General features: G+C 38.8%; 16 protein-coding genes and 1 pseudogene. 12 read left to right on the top strand and 5 right to left on the bottom strand.

Features of this window, described 5'->3' with window-relative positions; all coding sequences use genetic code 11:
- Nucleotides 1–179: 179 nt before the first annotated feature.
- Both KTR07_RS26150 and KTR07_RS26145 read left to right on the top strand, forming a co-directional pair.
- Nucleotides 180–845: a hypothetical protein gene (locus KTR07_RS26150; protein WP_254306578.1), complete on the top strand. Its 666-nt coding sequence runs from the start codon at nt 180–182 to the stop codon at nt 843–845.
- Nucleotides 846–1,151: 306 nt separating this feature from the next.
- Entirely contained in the window at nt 1,152–2,063 is a 912-nt protein-coding gene (locus tag KTR07_RS26145) for an IS1595 family transposase (RefSeq protein WP_062694505.1), read from the top strand.
- Between the two features lie 200 nt (nt 2,064–2,263).
- Here the strand turns inward: KTR07_RS26145 and KTR07_RS26140 are convergent, their stop codons facing one another.
- The gene (locus tag KTR07_RS26140) at nt 2,264–3,040 is read right to left on the bottom strand and encodes a DUF3825 domain-containing protein (RefSeq protein ID WP_062694503.1); all 777 of its coding nucleotides are present in this window, start codon (nt 3,038–3,040) and stop codon (nt 2,264–2,266) included.
- Between the two features lie 562 nt (nt 3,041–3,602).
- Here KTR07_RS26140 and KTR07_RS26135 point away from each other — a divergent pair.
- The 3 genes from KTR07_RS26135 to KTR07_RS26125 all read left to right on the top strand — a co-directional run bounded on the left by KTR07_RS26135 (nt 3,603) and on the right by KTR07_RS26125 (nt 5,076).
- Nucleotides 3,603–3,935, top strand: a complete 333-nt coding sequence (locus KTR07_RS26135) for a hypothetical protein (RefSeq protein WP_062694501.1) — start codon at nt 3,603–3,605, stop codon at nt 3,933–3,935.
- 14 nt (nt 3,936–3,949) lie between these two features.
- Nucleotides 3,950–4,321 (top strand): hypothetical protein, encoded by a 372-nt coding sequence (locus tag KTR07_RS26130; RefSeq protein WP_062694499.1) that lies wholly within the window; start codon nt 3,950–3,952, stop codon nt 4,319–4,321.
- A gap of 386 nt (nt 4,322–4,707) precedes the next feature.
- Entirely contained in the window at nt 4,708–5,076 is a 369-nt protein-coding gene (locus KTR07_RS26125) for a DUF6463 family protein (protein ID WP_062694497.1), read from the top strand.
- Nucleotides 5,077–5,362: 286 nt separating this feature from the next.
- On the opposite strand, the gene KTR07_RS26120 is transcribed toward KTR07_RS26125, so the two are convergent.
- Nucleotides 5,363–6,682, bottom strand: a complete 1,320-nt coding sequence (locus KTR07_RS26120) for a bacteriophage abortive infection AbiH family protein (RefSeq protein ID WP_254306577.1) — start codon at nt 6,680–6,682, stop codon at nt 5,363–5,365.
- A 1,033-nt stretch (nt 6,683–7,715) separates the two neighbouring features.
- On the opposite strand from KTR07_RS26120, the pseudogene KTR07_RS26115 reads away from it, so the two are divergent.
- From KTR07_RS26115 to KTR07_RS26095, 5 genes and pseudogenes are all read left to right on the top strand, one after another.
- A pseudogene (locus KTR07_RS26115) lies at nt 7,716–8,033 on the top strand (RagB/SusD family nutrient uptake outer membrane protein); the annotation flags it as partial.
- A gap of 241 nt (nt 8,034–8,274) precedes the next feature.
- On the top strand, nt 8,275–11,352 hold the full coding sequence (locus KTR07_RS26110; protein ID WP_062694493.1) for a TonB-dependent receptor: 3,078 nt from the start codon (nt 8,275–8,277) through the stop codon (nt 11,350–11,352).
- A 33-nt stretch (nt 11,353–11,385) separates the two neighbouring features.
- Nucleotides 11,386–12,879: a RagB/SusD family nutrient uptake outer membrane protein gene (locus KTR07_RS26105; RefSeq protein ID WP_117981761.1), complete on the top strand. Its 1,494-nt coding sequence runs from the start codon at nt 11,386–11,388 to the stop codon at nt 12,877–12,879.
- A 260-nt stretch (nt 12,880–13,139) separates the two neighbouring features.
- A complete protein-coding gene (locus tag KTR07_RS26100; RefSeq protein WP_070750612.1) occupies nt 13,140–13,703 on the top strand; it encodes a Crp/Fnr family transcriptional regulator in 564 nt (187 codons plus the stop codon).
- A 109-nt stretch (nt 13,704–13,812) separates the two neighbouring features.
- Nucleotides 13,813–14,961 carry an acyltransferase gene (locus tag KTR07_RS26095; RefSeq protein ID WP_062694487.1) on the top strand — a complete coding sequence of 383 codons (1,149 nt, stop codon included), beginning with the start codon at nt 13,813–13,815 and terminating at the stop codon, nt 14,959–14,961.
- A gap of 168 nt (nt 14,962–15,129) precedes the next feature.
- Here KTR07_RS26095 and KTR07_RS26090 read toward each other — a convergent pair whose 3' ends face one another.
- Entirely contained in the window at nt 15,130–15,354 is a 225-nt protein-coding gene (locus tag KTR07_RS26090) for a winged helix-turn-helix domain-containing protein (protein ID WP_008763800.1), read from the bottom strand.
- 534 nt (nt 15,355–15,888) lie between these two features.
- A complete protein-coding gene (locus KTR07_RS26085) occupies nt 15,889–16,518 on the bottom strand; it encodes a hypothetical protein (protein WP_062694481.1) in 630 nt (209 codons plus the stop codon).
- A gap of 197 nt (nt 16,519–16,715) precedes the next feature.
- Between KTR07_RS26085 and KTR07_RS26080 the strand changes: the two genes are divergently transcribed.
- Complete coding sequence (locus KTR07_RS26080; protein WP_062694479.1) at nt 16,716–17,186, top strand: DinB family protein; 471 nt, start codon at nt 16,716–16,718, stop codon at nt 17,184–17,186.
- 144 nt (nt 17,187–17,330) lie between these two features.
- Here the strand turns inward: KTR07_RS26080 and KTR07_RS26075 are convergent, their stop codons facing one another.
- Nucleotides 17,331–17,909 (bottom strand): DJ-1/PfpI family protein, encoded by a 579-nt coding sequence (locus KTR07_RS26075; protein ID WP_113748159.1) that lies wholly within the window; start codon nt 17,907–17,909, stop codon nt 17,331–17,333.
- A 226-nt stretch (nt 17,910–18,135) separates the two neighbouring features.
- Between KTR07_RS26075 and KTR07_RS26070 the strand changes: the two genes are divergently transcribed.
- The gene (locus KTR07_RS26070) at nt 18,136–19,083 is read left to right on the top strand and encodes a GyrI-like domain-containing protein (protein WP_113748158.1); all 948 of its coding nucleotides are present in this window, start codon (nt 18,136–18,138) and stop codon (nt 19,081–19,083) included.
- The last annotated feature ends 176 nt before the right edge of the window (nt 19,084–19,259 follow it).

Below are 19,259 nucleotides of genomic sequence, written 5' to 3'. Positions count from 1 at the left end.
TGTTCGATTTGCTATAGCGATTCTTTTTTATACGGGTACTTTATCGGGGGCTTACAGGCAAAAATGCAATTAAAATTGAAATCAAAAAGCTATATGAAGGCAATAGATATACAATAATTGATTATTGGAATCAATTTTCCATACATCCTTCCGAAATTGTGGAGGGTGAAAATATAGCTTTGAAATCAGAACGTTTAGTAAAGAAATATTTTCTATTCGGAAGAATATTAGCAAGTTTATCTAATCAACTATTTGAATTTACTTATTCATCAAAAGACTTAATTGGTTTAGATGAAGAGCATATTGAATATACTGGATGGTCGGAATTTCCTGAATTTAATGCTATTGCCCAACACATCGATTTAAAATCTTTTTCTAGAGAGCAATTTATATCCCGATGTAAAAAGCTATACATTCTGTTCGGAGAAAATTTGAAAGAAAAACCTATACGAAAAATCGTAGACATGATGGGGTTCCCAGTTTCAGAAACCGAAAAATTCAAAAGTATAAAATTACTTGAACTTATTATAGCTTATCTGAAAATAGCAGAAGAAAGTGGTTTACATCCTGTACATAACAAAGAAACCCTTGTAGAGAGAGTTTTAGAAAATAAAAATCTTAATGCTCTATTAGAGTTGTCAGCTGTAAATAGTATTAGGCAGTTAGATGCTCATAAAGCTAATGATTCAAAAACAAGACTTGATAGAGCATTAACGGATTTGGGAGTACAGCCTAACGCTATTTCGAACAACTATGCAAATGCCATCTGGCAAGTCTACGACAGCATTGATGAAATGTTTGCAAATTTGAATATATTTCTTTCAAATGCCCCTAACTTTAAATAATTATCATGAAAAATGGAGATGTGATCCCCCATTATTATTCTTATATATTAAAGACTAATGGAAGGGGTTTGTCCGATGAACAGAGATGTCACTTTTCTAATTGTATTAATAAAATTGGCAGTAATCACTAAAGTTACACTGCGCTAGTTTATATAACTTTTTGTTATAAGGACGTCCAAAAGGCGTCCTTTTTTCGTTCTCAATACAAAGATAATATTTTCCAATTTGTCTACGAAAATATTTGCCTATTTATTAGCTTATCTCATTAATTTTCATTATATTGTAGCATCTTAAATAGAGAGCGTTATGAAAGAGAGAAGGAAAAGAAAAAGCATCGTAGATTTTAAATCTTCTTTCCCTGATGAAGAAAGCGCAATCAAATTCTACGAGAGAATAAGATGGTGTAACGGGGTGATTTCACCATTTGATCCGACATCTAAGGTGTACAAATGCAAGAACGGCAGATATAAGTGCAAAAATACAGGGAAGTATTTCACTTATAGAACTGGAACATATTTTGCTAACTCTAAATTAGGAATGCGAGATTGGTTATACGCTATCATAATGCTCGCAAATCACAAAAAAGGCATATCTTCGTATCAATTAGCGAATGACTTGGACATTCCGCAAAAGACCGCATGGTATATGATTCACAGAATAAGGGCTTCAATGGCTAAAGAAAACAATCATAAGTTATCCGGTGAAGTTGAGATAGATGAATCGTTTGTAAGTGGGAAGAATAAGAATAGACATAAGGATAAGAAAGTAGAGAAATGTCAGGGACGTAGTTATAAAGACAAGGTTTCGGTATTTGGTATCTTAGAAAGAGGAGGAAAGATGTTTGCTAAAGTTGTCCCTAATACACAAGCTAGAACTCTAGTTTCAATCGTAAAGAAAAACGTAGATGTTGGAAGTATAATTTATACTGATGGATGGAGTTATAAGGGACTAGAAAAGAAATACACGCAAATGTCTGTAGATCACGGCAAGCATTTCTACGGTACTACTTTTGTTACTGATGATGGAGAAATTATTCAAGTTACAACTAACAGGATAGAAAATGCATGGTCTGTATTCAAAAGAACAATTAAAGGAACATACATCCATGTTAGCAAAAAGCATCTACAGAGATACGTTGACGAATTTGTTTTCCGATTTAACACCCGGAAAATTAGCAAAAATGAGAGATTTGAATTACTTTTGCGATATGCAGCATAGATATTATGGCAAATAACAAAGACATAAAGAAGAACAAACCTAAAAAGGAGAAAAAAAACAGGAAGCCTGTATATGAACTACATGCTTTCGTCCTCACTATACCCGAAGATAAGCTAAAAGAAGTACTGCTAGGAATGAGCAAACCAAAGCAAAAATAAAAAGAGGTTGTGTCAAAACGTTGGCATAACCTCTTTTTTATACTATGGTTTTAACCAATCACTTTGTGGTCTAACAATAAGCCTTGCATTCGTATATGCCATTTGTATTGTTAAACACGTACGAGCACAATATGTTTGCTCATCTACTTTGTATATAACGAGTGCAAGATCAGGATTTGGAGACCCCGGTGTTAAACATAAAGGAAGTAATAATTGAATTTTATTTCTGTAATATTGAGGTACAGCGATTTTATAATTAGTTCTTACTTTCTTTTTTACTTCATCAATAGCACCTACTAATTGACGGCGTATTCCATCCTCACCCATACTTTGTATATAACTTGGGAAACGGTCTATATTATCTGTAATAATATGGTCTATATCTGGAATTATGTCACAATTTGGATTAAAAATCAAATCTTCAGGATGTTGAAAAAAATCTGCTTTTTCTGGCATATTTCTTGAAAACAATCTCAATAACTGACTATCGCTTTTTTTCACAAATGCAATGAAAAAATACCTCGAAACACCTTCGCCTTGAACTGCATTTTCACTAAATAAAGCATATATATCTTCTAATTGTTTCGTTACTAGCCCAGTGTTAAAACATGCATGTTTATTGTCGGAAGTAAAAGAAATTTTATCTTCTTCTACTAGCCTTTGGTAAGTATATTCTAAATAATTTTTAAGAATAGCCTTCTTCTTTTTTTTTACTCCATGAAAATCCCACTGTTCCAATGGGGTTAATCCCGCCAAGAAATCAATGCTTAATTGATAATCTTTGAAATAGGCAAACTGAAATAATTTTGGTTTATCCATAATTTATGCGTATGTGTTAGAAAAAAATAAGAGTCATCAAAAAGGATGACTCTCTAAATATCAAGTTTAATATAAAATCTTTTTCTTTGCAGATAGACCTGCAACCATCTATATATATAATTAAATATGTTGCAAATATAGAAGTTCTTTTCTTTTCAACCAAATAAAAACGAACTTTAATCTTCTTGTTACGCATAATTAACTATTAAAAACGCAATGTTAATTTGTTATTTATAAACTACAAACTTGAAAATATTTCACTATCTTTGCATTAAAGATACGAAAAATTGGAGAGAAATCCATTTTTTCACGTGTATAAAATAGCCTAATCGTCATCAGAATCACCACCTCAGATAACAGAACTAAGGCTATCATTGAACTTACTCGTTGGGTAAAGTGTACTTCGTCATATACTGACGTGGTGCGCTGCCATTGAGTAAGTGGGCTTGTGGTGAGCCTTGATGACGTATGGCAGTAGCACTACGTCTTTTTTTGTGACTTTGCGTATGGTTATTGCTGAATAAACTGACTTTTTAGTATTAACCAATAAAACACAAAGAGTATGAAAAAGATTTTTATCCTTGCAGCATCAGTATTATTCATCTCTAGCTGCAATATGAAGAAAAGCAATTCCGAACAGGCATTGCAAGATTCAATTAGAGTAGCCGATTCGATTGCTGTATTAGAATACGAAAAAGAGCAAGCGATGTATGATGAAATTCAAACTTCTAGCGGGTATTCTTCTGACCCCAATTTCAAACCAACTATTAGCTCCGATGGCAAATACCATACTATAGATGGTAAGGCTAGGCAAAAAGAGTTTCAAGGTAGCTTAGAGCAAAAGCAACAACTTGAAATGTTAGATGAACAAGAAAACACTAATTCTGATTACTAATCAAAAATCATATTATGGAAGACAAAGAAGACAAACTGTATTGTCCTTTTTGTGGAAGTTCTCAATTAACAGCTAATAAAAAAGGATTTAGAGCAGGGAAAGCGGTAGCCGGAGCTGTTCTTACAGGAGGTATCGGACTACTAGCCGGACTTATAGGAAGTGGCGATGTAAAAGTGACTTGTTTAAACTGTGGATGTCAATGGAAGCCGGGACAACTGAAAACATCTCCTTTGAATGAACGAGAGAAACAAGGTTACTACAATACTCTTAAAATAAAAGAGGAAGAGAAGAGAAAAGCAGAAGAGCCTATGAGTATCAGTACCAAAGTGATATTGTTGATCTGTGCTGTAGTTTGGATACTAATAGCGATGGCTATGTGCAAATAATTTGCTATCTTAGCGACCAATTAAGTACCGGAGGATTTTCCTCCGGTATAACAAAAAGTTATATAAACTAGCGCAGTGTAACTTTAGTGATTACTGCCAAATATAATAGTATAGTAAAATTCAAGAATGCAATAAAAATACTAAGGAACGAATCATTCGACAATCTTTTATCAGTAGCGGTAAGAGCCGGATATTATGACGCCTCTCATTTATCAAGAGAAATAAAAAAGTTATCCGGTAGTACTCCAAATTTCTTTTTATCATTGCCACCCGATAATGAGACTACTATCATTTATACAAAATAAAAAAAGTCGAATTCATCCAATACCCATATCTTATTATACTTTATATTTGCAGCATTAACCAAGTATATAAATAATAAGAACATGAAACTTTGGAAATATAGTGGGACATTTTTAACAGCGACAGGAATCATTCATACGATTTATGCACTATTTATCGGAAAAGATGCTTTTTCGGAAATGCTCAGAAATGGATTAGTAAATTCTATTGGAGAGAATTATAGTCAAAGTTTCGCCTTTTGGTTCTTGATCTGTGGAGTAATACTTATCCTTTGGGGGCAAACGCTTCAATATTATATCAGAAAAGAACAAAAACCGGCACCCGTATTTTTAGGTTACTCTATTTTACTGCTTACCATAATCGGTTGTATTATTGAACCTGCCTCCGGTTTCTGGCTCTTTTTGCCGCAAGCAATTATTATTATTTATTCAAATAAAAAAAGAGGATTGTGATATCCTTCAATTTTGAAAAGAGGGCAAGCTTGTGCCTGCCCTCATAACCATTAAACAAATCACATTCGAATCTTAAAGACCTACTAGCGATTCTGGTTTTAGAAACTCTGCTCAAGGCAGAAAGCGTACACACCTATATAATAGAACACTGCATAATAGCAGCATTAACTAGTCACATACCGCCAAACAGATCGTTTAGAATTAAAGGTATGCGAATGGTGTGAGTCCGGCTACCGCTTTATATCAGACATCTTGAAAAGCCGAACATTTTTTCCTTGGAGAATATTCAGATGTCTGCAAAATCTTCTGAATAATAACTAAAATTCCAAATCAGATCATCCACATTTCTTACATTTTCAACAATTGCCTTAAAATATGGAAAGTCTACATCACCCAGCGAATGACCAAGCAATGTAATCTCTTTCAAATCATTCAGCGATTCAAAAAAGCCCAAATTATGATCTATTATGTCATTAGCATGTTTTATGTTCTTCGCATAATAATTTTCCAAACGCTCCTCAATATGATCTACAGCATAATATCTTATTGGATTTTTCCAATTTCCTTTTTTCATATCCTTTAAAAAGAAAGCAAGATAGACCAACTTATCATTGGCAAAATATTTACCCTTCTTATCCTTCAGATTCGGGCGATATCTCCGACGATTTTTATGTTTATGAACCCACTCATCAAAAGCGACTTCATTATCCTCTACATTATGCCCTAAAACCAAAGAGCCAAACTTCTGCCTTCTATCGCCGTGAATATAAAAAATATGTTCCCGGGAAATATTATATTCTGTTTCAAGAAACAATGTATAATTAAAATTCAGGTAAGCAGCGTTCGGATCAAGATACAGCATATTCTTCCTAAATCCTTTCTTGTAATGTATTGTATTAATCCACCGGTGAAACTGATATTGCATTTCGAAGGTACAAGAAGAAACAACATCAGCAACAATATCTATAGGACCTAAATATTCAGCATAACTAAAATTCTCGTCATCTTCGTATAATCGCGGCAAATTCTCATCAACAAAATCAAAAATACGTTCCCTGTTCAGTTCACTAAGATATTTTTCAAAATCCTTCCATAAATAGTCTTTAGCCCAAGTGTTCTTTGGAGCTGGCAATTTGCGTCCGTATTGAAGGCACAAAAGATAATCATTATAATCATCAAAATTATTCATCATAGATCGGGGACCGAAGAAGAGTTCGAACATCTTCACGACAAAATCATTGTGCTTTAATAGGTAGCTGCGAAAATCCATATATGTAGAATCAGCACCATGATATCTGTCAAATCCATTACCTATAATATAAAGATGATGTATGGGATCACCATTAATTGAATATCTTTTTTTTCGATAAGGTTCGAGCATTTCGGCTCTACGCTGCAGGCAATAATCTTTCATCCCACTGACCAATTCTTTCGTTGAAAGGTCAAGTGGACATTGCATCAAATAATCACGAGCACTATATTTGTCCATATAATCTCTAGCTCGTTTAAAGGTAAGCCCGTCTATTCTCATGAATCCATTGCGAGCTCTGTCAATTAGACGGGCTCTATCAAAAGAATATAGAATATCACTATCGCCAATGTTCATAATTATCAAATTTTCAGTCACAGATTACAGCATCTATTGTTCTAGACCAAACTGTATCATTACATAAGACAACAAAGATAATAATTTTCAAAGTTCGCTAGTCTCATTGCCCAAAGATAACTAACCAATTTCATACCGTTTGACCTATTGCTATGTAGCTATGAATAAAATAAAACTTCGTCAGCAAATCATATTTTCATCTATCATTCAACTGTTCAGCCTGTTACAATGCATCTTCTTATTCTTTTAATGTAAACAGACACATAGTCTGCTGATTTGAAATTGTCATTCTATAAAATAATTTATGCCTTTAAGCTAACTCACATAATGTGCGATAGCTAATCCATATCATGTGCGGTAGCTATTGCACATTATGTGAGTTAGTTATCGCACTATATGCGCCAATCAATATCATAGATAGAAAAGCATGATTGCGACATTCAAATATACAGAGAGAGAACATAATACCCAAAAAGAAGGTGCATTGTATTCATCTATATAATAGAGTATTATGGAAAAAAGTGACTATGAGTTACTTACTCTATTGATGTTTCTTGAATCTACTTTCAAGTTACTGCAATCATTGCAGACGCACACAATAAACATTTCCTCTATAAAAAATAATATCCGCGGGTGCATAAATTAATTCGTCCGGCTATAGTCGGACGAATTAATTTATGCACTGAAAGAGATTATTTATTGCACAAGCCGGAGCTAAATTTAGTATAGGAATTCTTTATCCAATAAACGACTTTTAGATTTATATGATTTGAATTCATATTTGGACGATTTAGTTCTTTTGCGTATCGGTTAGCCCATTATTGAATCATTCAACCCATTTTAAATGATAAGCAAGAAGCAATAATTCAATTGCTGACTTCTATCAATTATTTGATTAGAACACATTTATAGGATATCTATCAATTTAAAGCTCCATTTAGTTATTCTTCATGTCCGAACAACTAAATGGAGCTTTATCATATATTTCTAAGAATCCTAAATAAGGAAAAGGATAAACCTATTATTATTTAGCGCTTTCCTCTATCTGAACGGAGGAGCGAATGCCGCCAAATACCTGAATAAGGTTCGCGAACGTGCCGGAGCAAATCCGTTAACGGGCGGCATGACGGTTCGTAATGTATTAGACGAAAGAGGACGCGAACTATGCGGTGAATATTGCCGTTTTTACGATTTGAAACGGACAGGGATGTTCAAGAGTTCCGATTATCTGAAAGATACTCACCCGGATCTCGCACGGTTCTTTGATCCGAATTATGCTTTACGTCCCATTTCTACAACCTTTACCGCTACCATTATCAACGGCAGTGAGTATCAGAATCCGGGATATTAAATTGTAAGACCTATATACCCAATCATTATCGGTACGATAATCCATATAGCCACGCTATTTATCGTACCAATGATTGGGGATATTTTCCACACCTTTCCACAATTTTTCTACACCGCCCCAATAATATCGTTTTTTCAACTCCGCTGTTAATCTGTATCTTATCTTTTCAGCATTTCTTTATATCCTATTGGTATATCCTTTGTATCGACTTTATAGCAAATGTATTTTTAAATATAAAAGTATGAAGATTAATCAAAGGTTAACATTATGTTTTAGCTTACTGTTTTGTTTGTTGAGTATTTCGTATGCATCCGCTCAGCAACTGAACATATCCGGTGTTGTTATATCATCAGAGGATAATGAACCACTTATCGGTGCCACCGTCAGTGTAAAGGGGAATCCCACCAAAGGAGTGATTACCGATATCAACGGTCAGTTTCAATTGTCCGTGGAAACCGGAACCAAGATGCTGGTCGTATCTTATGTGGGAATGAAGACACAGGAAATACGCGTCCCCCGCAAAGAGAAAGAACTCAAAATAGTACTGATTCCCGAAACGATGGATATTGACGAGGTAGTAGTAACAGGGTATGGTAATTTCTCCAAATCCTCATTCACTGGATCGGCCAATACGCTGCGTACAGATATGCTGAAAGAAGTGCCTGTGATGAGCGTTGAGCAAAAGTTGCAAGGTATGACTACCGGTGTACAAATAACCAGCAGTTCCGGTCAACCGGGCGCCAACCAAAGTATTCGCATCAGAGGAATGGGATCGTTCAACGCTTCACAGGAACCTTTGTTTGTCATAGATGGAGTGCCGGTTACTTCCGGGAGTATGAGTTCCGGTGGTCCTGATGCAGCATATATGAACAACTCCAAGACCAATATAATGAGTACACTGAATCCGTCGGATATTGAAAACGTGACTGTAATCAAAGATGCGGCAGCGGCTTCCCTGTATGGTTCCCGCGCCGCCAATGGCGTCATATTGATTACGACTAAAAAAGGAAATACCGGAAAGGTACGCGTGGACTTGAACGTATCAGGCGGCTTCTCTCATGCGGCCGTCGACTTCCGCCCTACCCTCAACGGTGACCAACGGGAAGAACTGCTCTATGAAGGATTGCTGAACTACGCAACAGACAACGGTATGGAGTCTCCGGCTGAATATGCCAGTTCCAATATCGGCACATATGCGTATAAGCCGGCCATGGGATACACGGACTGGCGAAAAGAGCTGCTCCGCACCGCTATGCATCAGAGTTATGAAGCTTCCGTCTCCGGAGGTAACGACCGTTCTACATTCTATGCCTCGCTCGGCTACAACAATCAGGAAGGATTGGCCAAAAACTCCAGTCTGGACCGTTACTCAGCACGCTTGAACGTTACGCAGAAAGTCGGCAAATACGGGGAGGTAGGAGCAAATATGATGTTCTCGCAAATGAATCAGGAAATGAATGAGGAACGCGGATCATCTATCAACCCTTTCCTATGCGTGGCCATGACCATGACACCTTCCATGGTGGTGCGTGATGAAGAAGGAAACTATGTAGGAGCTTATGACGGCACCAGCCTGAACCCATTGCGCGACATACTCACCGATTACAACCGCGTGCGTATGACACGTATGTTTTCAACCGGTTACGCAGCGATAGAGCCAATCAAAGGTCTCAAACTGAAAGAGACATTAAGCTATGATTATACTATCCAGAAGGATTCACGCTACTATAACCCTTTGAGCTCGGCAGGTCCTAAAAGCGGAAGCGACGCCCAGACAGCCAAAGGCTTCATTGAATACGGCAAACTGATCTCATCGACCTCACTGAACTATGTGCGTACTTTCGCCCGCAAACATCATCTCGATGTATTGGCGGCTTATGAAATAGAAAGCTACCAGACAGACCACGCTTCGGGTGAAAAGTCCAAACTGCCCAGTGATAAACTGACAGAACCGGATAATGCCGCCGTATTGAACAGTTTCAAGTCTGCCACCCAAGCCTATCGGATGATTTCTTATCTATCACGACTGAATTATGACTATGACGACCGTTACTACATCGCCGGAAGTTACCGTCGCGACGGAAGTTCACGTCTTTCACCCAACAACCGCTGGGGAAATTTCTGGTCTGTGTCGGGTATGTGGCATTTAGGCAACGAGAATTTCATGAAAGCCGTAAAGCCGGTTTTGAGTGATGTCAAGATACGTGCCTCGTATGGTGTAAACGGAAATCAGCCCGGTTCATACTACGGCTACAAAGGATTGTACAGTTATGGAGAAAACTACATGGAGGCAGCCGGATCGTATGAATCGGCACAACCCAATGATTTGTTGACATGGGAAAAGAATTACAGCCTGAATCTGGGTATCGACCTTTCATTTATCAATCGTATTTTTGCGAGTCTGGAATATTACAACCGGGATACCAAGGACTTGCTTTACAGTCTCCCCATCAGCGCCACTACCGGATTTACCAGTTATTTAAGCAATATCGGACGCCTGAACAACAAGGGAGTAGAGTTTGAATTGCGTACGCTGAATGTTGTTTCCAACGACTTTAACTGGACCAGTGTTCTCAACCTGAGCCATAACCGGAATAAGATCGTTTCACTCAACGGACTATTAGACCAGACGATTGAGGGAACATGGTTCATCCATAAAGTGGGCCTCCCCTATCATACGTTTTATGTAAAAGAGTTTGCCGGAGTAGACCCGCTGACCGGTTCTGCCCAATATTATCTGAATACAAAAAATGAGGACGGAAGCTACAATCGGGAACTCACCACCGATGCTGCCAAAGCAGAATCCATTCCGTACAAAACCGCTACTCCCAAAGTATCGGGAGGATTCACCAATATTCTGAATTACAAATGGATAGACCTGACCTTTACACTGACTTACTCACTGGGCGGTTACTCGTTCGACAAACTGGGAACTTATATTGAAAACGGCAGCAGTTCCATCTACAGTTCACGATACAACTTGCCCGCATACATGATGAACCGTTGGCAAAAGCCCGGAGATCAGACGGATATCCCACGTTTCGTATATGGTGAACCGGCTACTTCCACCAACTCGTCCCGCTATATCCACAGCACCGATCATTTACGCCTGAAAAACTTTACCCTCGGCTTCACACTGCCCAACCAGTGGACTCAAAAGCTGATGATTGACAAAGTACGGGTATATTTCTCGGGAAACAATCTGCTGACCTGGGCCAAATGGAAACAGTATGACCCCGAAACACCCGTTAACGGTGAAGTCTTTTGTGAGGCTCCCGCCATGCGTACTTTTAGTTTCGGAGCTCAATTATCATTCTAACATTCCTATCATTCTAACTAAATAAACAACATAATGAAACGAATTCATATATACATACTTACAGCAATGGCTCTACTGAACAGCTCCTGCTCGGCAGACTGGCTAGACCTTAACACCACCAGCTCGGTAGAAACAGGACAGGCCATCGTCACATTGGACGATGCCCAGATCGCTTTGAACGGAATTTATCGTCTGGCATCCGGCCATAGCTATTACGGAGACAACTATTGGTATTACGGCGATTGCCGTGCCGCCGATGTACAGGCACGTATCACCAAAGGAGACGGAAAACGCGTATCTCCCTATTATGAATACAATGTGCTCGCTTCCGATAATCTGAATATTGTACTGCCATGGAATACTGTTTATAAAGTAATACGACAGACGAATAATCTGATACAGAAAATAGAGTCGGGCAGTATTCAAAGCAGTGATACTAAAGAATTGAACCGCATCAAGTCCGAAGCACTGGTGATGCGGGGGCTTTCCCTCTTCAACCTGACCCGGTTGTTCGGAATGCCTTATACGAATGACAAGGGGGCTTCATTGGGAGTACCCATCGAGACCTCCCCTTCCGATCCCACGCATAAACCGTCACGCAGCACTGTAGCGCAATGCTACGAACAGGTAGTCAGCGACATGAGCAATGCACTGTCCGGATTAAGACAAGAGACATCCAATGGCTATATAAACTACTGGGCAGCTCAGGCATTACTGTCAAGAGTCTATCTGAATATGGGTGAATATCAGAAGGCTTATGATGCCGCTACGGATGTGATCAAGAACAACGGCGGACGTTATCAGCTTTACAGCTATGAGGAATATCCCAATGTATGGGGGCAGGATTTCCAGTCGGAATCATTATTCGAACTTTACATCACTTTATCCGAACCTTCAGGAGGTACGGGCGGTGAAGGTGCTCCGATGGTTTATGCCAACGAAGCAACGGTCGACTGGAATAATCTGATCTTGTCGGAAGATTTTCTGAACCTGCTGAATGAAGACTCCAAGGATGTACGCCACTGCCTGACAAAGGAATCTGTCATCGAAAACAACACCGGACTTCCGGCTGCCGCCATGCACGAAAAAGTCTATCTTGCCAAATTTCCCGGCAAGACCGGAGATGATCCCAAAACTAATAACATTTGCATCATCCGCCTTTCCGAAGTCTATCTGAACGCGGCTGAAGCGGGACTGAAAAAAGGAACGGATCTTGAAGAAGCACAAGGTTATCTGAATGACATCATCAGCCGCCGTACCACGGATACCAATCAGCAAGTATCAACGGAGACTTTTACTCTGGACAGAATTCTTAAGGAGCGCCGCAAGGAACTGGTTGGCGAAGGGGAAGTCTTCTATGACTACTTGCGTAATGGTCTGGCTATTGAACGCAAGGGCAGCTGGCATCTTGAGACCTTGAAAGCGTCTAACGCACAAAAGATAGAAGCTACCGATCTGAGAATAGCCCTGCCTATTCCGCAAAGCGAGATAGATGCCAATCCGAATATACAGCAGAATCCAAGGTAAGCAACGTCAATTGATGCATACCGTTCCGGAATAAGCTGGCTATACTTACATGTTTATCCTCTTTCCGATTTCAAAGAAGGTACATTTCACCAAAGAATGAAGTGTACCTTCTTTGTCTTTCAGCAGCAGTTCCCACTCTCCGGTTTCTCTCCTCCTTAGTGAACGAATCGATAAAACACCCCCTTTTTCACCGGCATCTATTGTGGGCAGAATTGTTTTTCCTATTTTTGTACTTGACAGAAAATTATTAAGGCTACTTTATGAGAAACATTATAGATAAGATGAACTCTTTGTATCCCATTTCGGATGAAACGATACAAATACTAAAAGAAAATACAGTATTATGTCATTTTCCAAAGAGGCATCAACTGATAGAGGCTGACAAATTTTGCAAATCGGCTTATTTTATTGAAGAAGGAATGACCCGCTCTTTCTGGCTGGTAAACGGAGAGGAAATAACGACTTCTTTTGCGTGCGAGGGAGCGATTGTCTTCAGCATGGATGAATTGTATTATAATAAGATGAGTGAAGAATTTGTGGAAACGCTTGAGGACGTTGTCGCATACAGAATATCACTGACCGATCTGCTCCGGCTGTTTCAGACCAATATCGAACTGGCAAACTGGGGAAGAGTGATTCATCAAAACGAATACAGACGCCTGCACCGTTCGCACAAAGACCGCCTCACCCTGTCTGCAAAAGAAAGATATGAAGCATTCAAACTTCAGTTTCCTCAAATGTGCCAGCGGATACAATTGGGATATATCGCCTCTTATCTGGGCATCACACTTTCAACGCTCAGCCGCCTCAGAGCACACAAATAATTCCCATATACGGCAAGATTTTGATGCAGGACAAATTTTTAAACTTATAAATTCCGTATTTTTGCGGCTTCTTCAATGACTAATACTAATTTGAACAATAATTTAAAACATGCAAAAAATCTCTTCCTCTGCATTTGCAGACTCTAAACCCCATTACGTACTCCTTGACGGACTGCGAGGGGTTGCGGCTCTTTTGGTGATATGGTATCATGTATTCGAAGGTTTTGCTACAAGTCCCATAGACCAAAAATTCAATCATGGGTATCTGGCTGTCGATTTCTTCTTTATTCTGTCGGGCTTCGTTATCGGCTATGCTTATGACGACCGCTGGAAAACAACGATGACCCAAAAAGAGTTTTTCAAACGCAGATTAATCCGTCTGCATCCGATGGTTGTTATGGGAGCCGTTTTGGGTGCTATTACATTTTGCATACAAGGCTGCGAGCAATGGGACGGTACCCGTGTTTCCATATCGATGGTAATGGTGGCTATGCTTCTCAATCTTTTCCTGATTCCGGCTGTTCCGGGCACGGGTCCCGAAGTCCGTGGAAACGGCGAGATGTATCCTTTGAATGGTCCCAGCTGGTCTTTGTTCTTCGAGTATATCGGTAATATTTTGTATGCCCTATTTATTCGCCGGATGTCTACCAAGGCACTTACGATACTTGTCGTGATAGCAGGAATCGGATTGGCTTCTTTCTCGATATGCAATCTTTCCGGCAACTATCATCTGGGAGTAGGCTGGTCGATGATCGACTATAACCTGATCGGAGGTTTTCTACGTATGCTGTTCGCATTCTCTATCGGATTATTGATGTCACGCATCTTTAAACCTGTCCACATCAAAGGGGCTTTCTGGATATGCAGCGTGGCAACTCTCGTTTTACTTTCCATGCCGTACGTTGGCGGTCATACTTCGCAGTGGATGAACGGTATTTATGATGCTGTATGCACCATTCTTATTTTCCCGCTACTTGTCTATCTGGGTGCTTCGGGAAAAACGACGGATAAAGTTACAGCCAAAATCTGTAAATTCCTGGGAGATATATCTTATCCGGTATATATCATACATTATCCTTTCATGTATCTGTTCTATGCTTGGTTATGGAGCAAAGAACCACATATCACTTTCTCCCAGTCATGGCCGGTAGCCTTATGCGTCTTCTTCGGAAGCATTGTGTTGGCTTACCTTTGCCTGAAACTGTATGACGAGCCTGTAAGAAAGTGGTTGAGCAAGAAGTTTCTGACAAAGAAATAAGGTAATTATCATAACAGAGAAGGGTAAACACTCCATTATAGTTACTCTTCAATAAGGCATTTTGACACAAGGTATATAATAAAAAGAAGCTTTCAATATCACTGAATTCAGTTTTTTATCGAGAGCTTCTTTCATTATATAACCTAACCAGCATTATATTCATTAAACTTATCCGAAAGAAAAGTCAAAATGACCTTCATTATAAATTTCAATTAATCCATTCTTGCGTTCAATCACTACCTTGTTTTCACGAGCCAGCCAACCGACTGCCAGAGCTGTGCTTTCCACACTCAGATTTACTTTCCGGGCAAGTTCGGGAATCGAAATTCCATCAGCTTCATTAAGGGCGTGCCATACTTTGCCTGCGTTGGCACCTACGATTTTCTTATCCATAGTAGTCTTTTTTTAAATTAATAAAAAGGAAAACTAACTCGTTAAAAAAGCAACGCACTTTTACGATAAAACCCAAAATGAAGATCTTTTCATATGTTTTGAATGTTATGTCAAGAATAGATATAAAAAAAACGTGAGCCTTTTCTTCCCAAATGTAGCAACAGGAACTACCAATCCCTACAACACAAATGAGAAGAACGCCCACGCAAAGTATATGTATAACAAGCGTAGGCGTTCAGTCATTTTTACGTGTTGTAATATTTACCCTGAGGGTAAAAGAAATTGGTAGTTTCGTTACTACGTAAAAAAGCTGAACGCTTTTCGATATTTAGTCTCAATGAACGCACCTTTCAACGGCTATACAAATATAATAAAAATCAGAATTAAAAGTTACAGTATCCCTCCTTTTTTATTCCATCACTATTAGATTATCACATTTTTTAGCACTACAGTCGTAAAAAGACATTGTTGAGCACGATTCGGCTATACTTTTATCTGATAAAAGTGATAAATAAACAGCTATAAAAGCCGGAATTATTCTCCGGCTTTCGTCTTTTTCTCACGATAAATAACCTTATCTCTCTGACTGATTGTCCACAATCCGTCTATAAACCGTACATTTTTCGTATCATCATCCTCTACGTTCCATGCATAACCTCCCGAAGGTAAGCCACGTCTTTCCAAAATCTCATTCGGTTGTTCATCAGAGAAGAAAAGTTCCAGACGTGTGGAATCGGGGCTGAACACAATAAAAGCAGAAGCAGTGCTTCCATCAACAGCTTCCGTCCGGATACCTTTTTCAAACAACCGGATGCAGTCTTGCTGCACTTCACACCATACATATCCGGCAGAGCCGATACAACCGTGTTCATCCCGATCGCCTCCAAGTTTGAGAGATTGCGGATACCGGACTAATTTTAAGGCCTGTATCCCCGGTGTATATTTACCGGTATAGAATACTTCCAGAGTATCATTCAGAAGCAAGCCATCGACTTCTTCTTTATTCGCGTTCATCGTACTGAATGAAAGAGTATCATTCTTGTCTGTAACAATCGCCACTGTATTCATGGTCGCATCACAAACAATGCCTTTTGAACTTGTCATACCTGACGAGCAACTTCCCATGAAACACAAAACTCCTAATGCTGCCAATACTGTTCTCATATCTTTTTTATATAATTGTTGGTTTTAATATCATGCAAATATAAAGGTTATATGGAAAAGATGTTCTCCTCACAATTAGAATAACAAACAAGTTTGCTTTTATAGAATGTAATTCCACATATATTTCATTCATTTGTCTATATTTGCATTATTGCGCAGTTGCGCAAAAGAGACTTTAAAACAGAAAGAGAGGAATTATGCCAGAGTTTGATTTTTCCCTAATAACAGAAGGGATTTATAATGTTATAAAAACAGAAGAAAAAGTATTAACCAGCCTGCCGGAAGAGACAATCACACAAAAACGTAACAGGCAGAATCGTACTATCAAACAAATTCTCGGACATTTGATTGATTCCGCCTCAAACAATCATCAACGGATGGTCAGGTTGCAATACAGTAAGGACCTGCTTTTCTTTCCTGATTATCGGCAGGATAATGATCTGTGGATAGCCTTGCAGGATTATCAGCATACGGACTGGAATAATCTGATTCAGTTATGGAAATTCTTTAATCTGCATATCATTCAGCTAATAAAGTCGGTAGATCAAACAAAGCTAGATAGTTACTGGTGTGACTTCGAAGGGACAAAAGTCACTTTAAAAGAAATGATAGAAGGATATTTAGATCATCTGAATCTCCATATTCAGGAAATTCACGAACTGATTTAGCAGCCTGTTTGCTATATGATATAGTAGAGGACAGAGATAAGAAGATTAATATTTTCTTATCTCTGTTATTGCAGCAGATTGAGTCATTGTATCATAAGTCAATAATCCTTCCGTACTAATTTTGATGCTTCTCCGGTTTTATTTTTAGAATCCCATAGCCTCTTTTACCAAAGACATTTCACGATGGGAAGTCAGTTTCTCCAATAAAAGAAGGGCTACTCCCGAAGCTGTTTGAGGACCACAGGACGTGATTATATTGTCGTCCACCACTATCGGTTCATTGACGATTATTGCTCCGAAACTTTGAAGAACCTTTTGCTTGACTGCTCCTCCGAGATGATAAGTAGTCGCCTTTCTATCTTTCAGCACACCACTTTTACCGACAGGCAAAGCACCTACACAAACTGTTGCAATCCATTTCTTCCGGGCATCAAACTGACGAATCAGATTTAAAAGTTTCTCCTCATAAGCCTCTTCATAAAAGCCGAAAACCTCAAAACCTCCGGGGATGGCAAGAGCATCATATTCATCAACGGATATCTCATCAATCGTCTTATCCACCAAAACGGGAATATTAAAAGAACTGATGACTTTCTCGTTAAAACCACCTGTTACCACCTCAACATCACAGCCAAAATCTGTTTTCGCCCATCCCATCACATCAATGAAACCACTAAATTCAATCGTCTCAAAGCCTTTAGCAAGAAAAACCAGTAACTTCATAATCGTCAGTGTTATAAATTAAACAAACCGTTTATACTGCAAAGATAGGCAGATACCTCATGAAACAAGAATAATCCGCCAAAAACTACTATACTTACTTCATCTTTCACACATAAAAAGACTTCTGCAAATACAGTGTAAGGATAAAATTCACAAGATAGTTAGCAAGAATAGACAAGCAGATCTGACAGACGGCAGCTATCTTTGCGATTAAAAACCGTCTGACATGAATATACAAGAAAAAAGTAAAATAGAATATCGTTCCAGGATCAATCGGGTGATGGACTACATTGACATACATCTCGACCAGCCTCTGGAACTGAAAAGTATAGCAGAAATAGCTAACTTTTCGCCTTTTCATTTCCACAGAATATTCACGTTCCTGATAGGTGAAACACCGATTGATTACATCCAACGCCTCCGGATTGAGAAGGCAGCCTGCCGGTTACGGGAAAATATGGATATTTCTATCAGTGAGATTGCCGATAGTTGCGGCTTTTGCACAGTATCCCTTTTTAGCCGTGTATTTAAAAAGTTTTTCGGTTTGACGCCAAGCCAGTTCCGTAAAACGGAGAGACCTGTTTATGCCCAGGACGGAATCTTATTTAGCAAGAACGGACAAATGGTTAGCAAGAATTTGACACCCAAGCATGTATTATCTCCCCAACTTTGCAGCGTCAAATTTAAAATATCATATTTTATGGAAACAAAAATCGAAGTAAAAGAGATGCCGGACATGAAAGCTGTTTATTGCCGGCATATGGGAGCATTCAAAGAGATTGTAAAAGCGTATGAGAAACTTATCAAATGGGCAGAACCTCGTGGCCTGTATATTCCGAATGTTACGAAATCGGCAACCGTCACACATGATGATCCTTCGGTAACGGAATTGAGTAAAGTGCGCCAGAGTGCTTGCATCATCGTGGAAGGAGACGTAAAAGGAGAAGGTGAAATCGGTTATCTCGTCATTCCCGGTGGGCAATATGCTGTCGGACACTTTGAATTAGGTACTGAAGATTTCGAGAAGGCATGGAACACAATGTGCAAGTGGTTTACGGAAAGTGAGTATCAGCAAGGAGATGGATGTACTTATGAGTTATACCATAACAGTCACCGGACACATCCGGAGAATAAACACATTGTGGATATTTGTATTCCGATAAAACCTCTTTAAAGGATCATCTGTCTTACCGGATAAAAAACGAAGAGGATGTGTCAAGACTCCCCTTTTAACGAAATCATCTTCGCCACAAATAGTTGTAGCGAAGATGATTCTTAATTTATGAAGGTTTCGACACATTTACATTTGCAGTATTAAATATCACAACAAAATATAAGTGTATATTTGAA

The sequence above is a fragment of the Bacteroides sp. MSK.20.82 genome (genome assembly GCF_019052485.1).
GTDB classification, from domain to species: domain Bacteria; phylum Bacteroidota; class Bacteroidia; order Bacteroidales; family Bacteroidaceae; genus Bacteroides; species Bacteroides thetaiotaomicron.
Note: the sequence above shows the minus strand (reverse complement) of the source record. Positions and strands in the feature narration are given on the sequence as shown.

Bases quoted from the DNA above. Each gene is read 5' to 3' on its own strand.
- KTR07_RS26145 (WP_062694505.1), top strand. From the start codon at position 1,152: ATGAAAGAGAGAAGGAAAAGAAAAAGCATCGTAGATTTTAAATCTTCT.
- KTR07_RS26140 (WP_062694503.1), bottom strand. From the start codon at position 3,040: ATGGATAAACCAAAATTATTTCAGTTTGCCTATTTCAAAGATTATCAA.
- KTR07_RS26135 (WP_062694501.1), top strand. From the start codon at position 3,603: ATGAAAAAGATTTTTATCCTTGCAGCATCAGTATTATTCATCTCTAGC.
- KTR07_RS26130 (WP_062694499.1), top strand. From the start codon at position 3,950: ATGGAAGACAAAGAAGACAAACTGTATTGTCCTTTTTGTGGAAGTTCT.
- KTR07_RS26125 (WP_062694497.1), top strand. From the start codon at position 4,708: ATGAAACTTTGGAAATATAGTGGGACATTTTTAACAGCGACAGGAATC.
- KTR07_RS26120 (WP_254306577.1), bottom strand. From the start codon at position 6,682: ATGAACATTGGCGATAGTGATATTCTATATTCTTTTGATAGAGCCCGT.
- KTR07_RS26110 (WP_062694493.1), top strand. From the start codon at position 8,275: ATGAAGATTAATCAAAGGTTAACATTATGTTTTAGCTTACTGTTTTGT.
- KTR07_RS26105 (WP_117981761.1), top strand. From the start codon at position 11,386: ATGAAACGAATTCATATATACATACTTACAGCAATGGCTCTACTGAAC.
- KTR07_RS26100 (WP_070750612.1), top strand. From the start codon at position 13,140: ATGAGAAACATTATAGATAAGATGAACTCTTTGTATCCCATTTCGGAT.
- KTR07_RS26095 (WP_062694487.1), top strand. From the start codon at position 13,813: ATGCAAAAAATCTCTTCCTCTGCATTTGCAGACTCTAAACCCCATTAC.
- KTR07_RS26090 (WP_008763800.1), bottom strand. From the start codon at position 15,354: ATGGATAAGAAAATCGTAGGTGCCAACGCAGGCAAAGTATGGCACGCC.
- KTR07_RS26085 (WP_062694481.1), bottom strand. From the start codon at position 16,518: ATGAGAACAGTATTGGCAGCATTAGGAGTTTTGTGTTTCATGGGAAGT.
- KTR07_RS26080 (WP_062694479.1), top strand. From the start codon at position 16,716: ATGCCAGAGTTTGATTTTTCCCTAATAACAGAAGGGATTTATAATGTT.
- KTR07_RS26075 (WP_113748159.1), bottom strand. From the start codon at position 17,909: ATGAAGTTACTGGTTTTTCTTGCTAAAGGCTTTGAGACGATTGAATTT.
- KTR07_RS26070 (WP_113748158.1), top strand. From the start codon at position 18,136: ATGAATATACAAGAAAAAAGTAAAATAGAATATCGTTCCAGGATCAAT.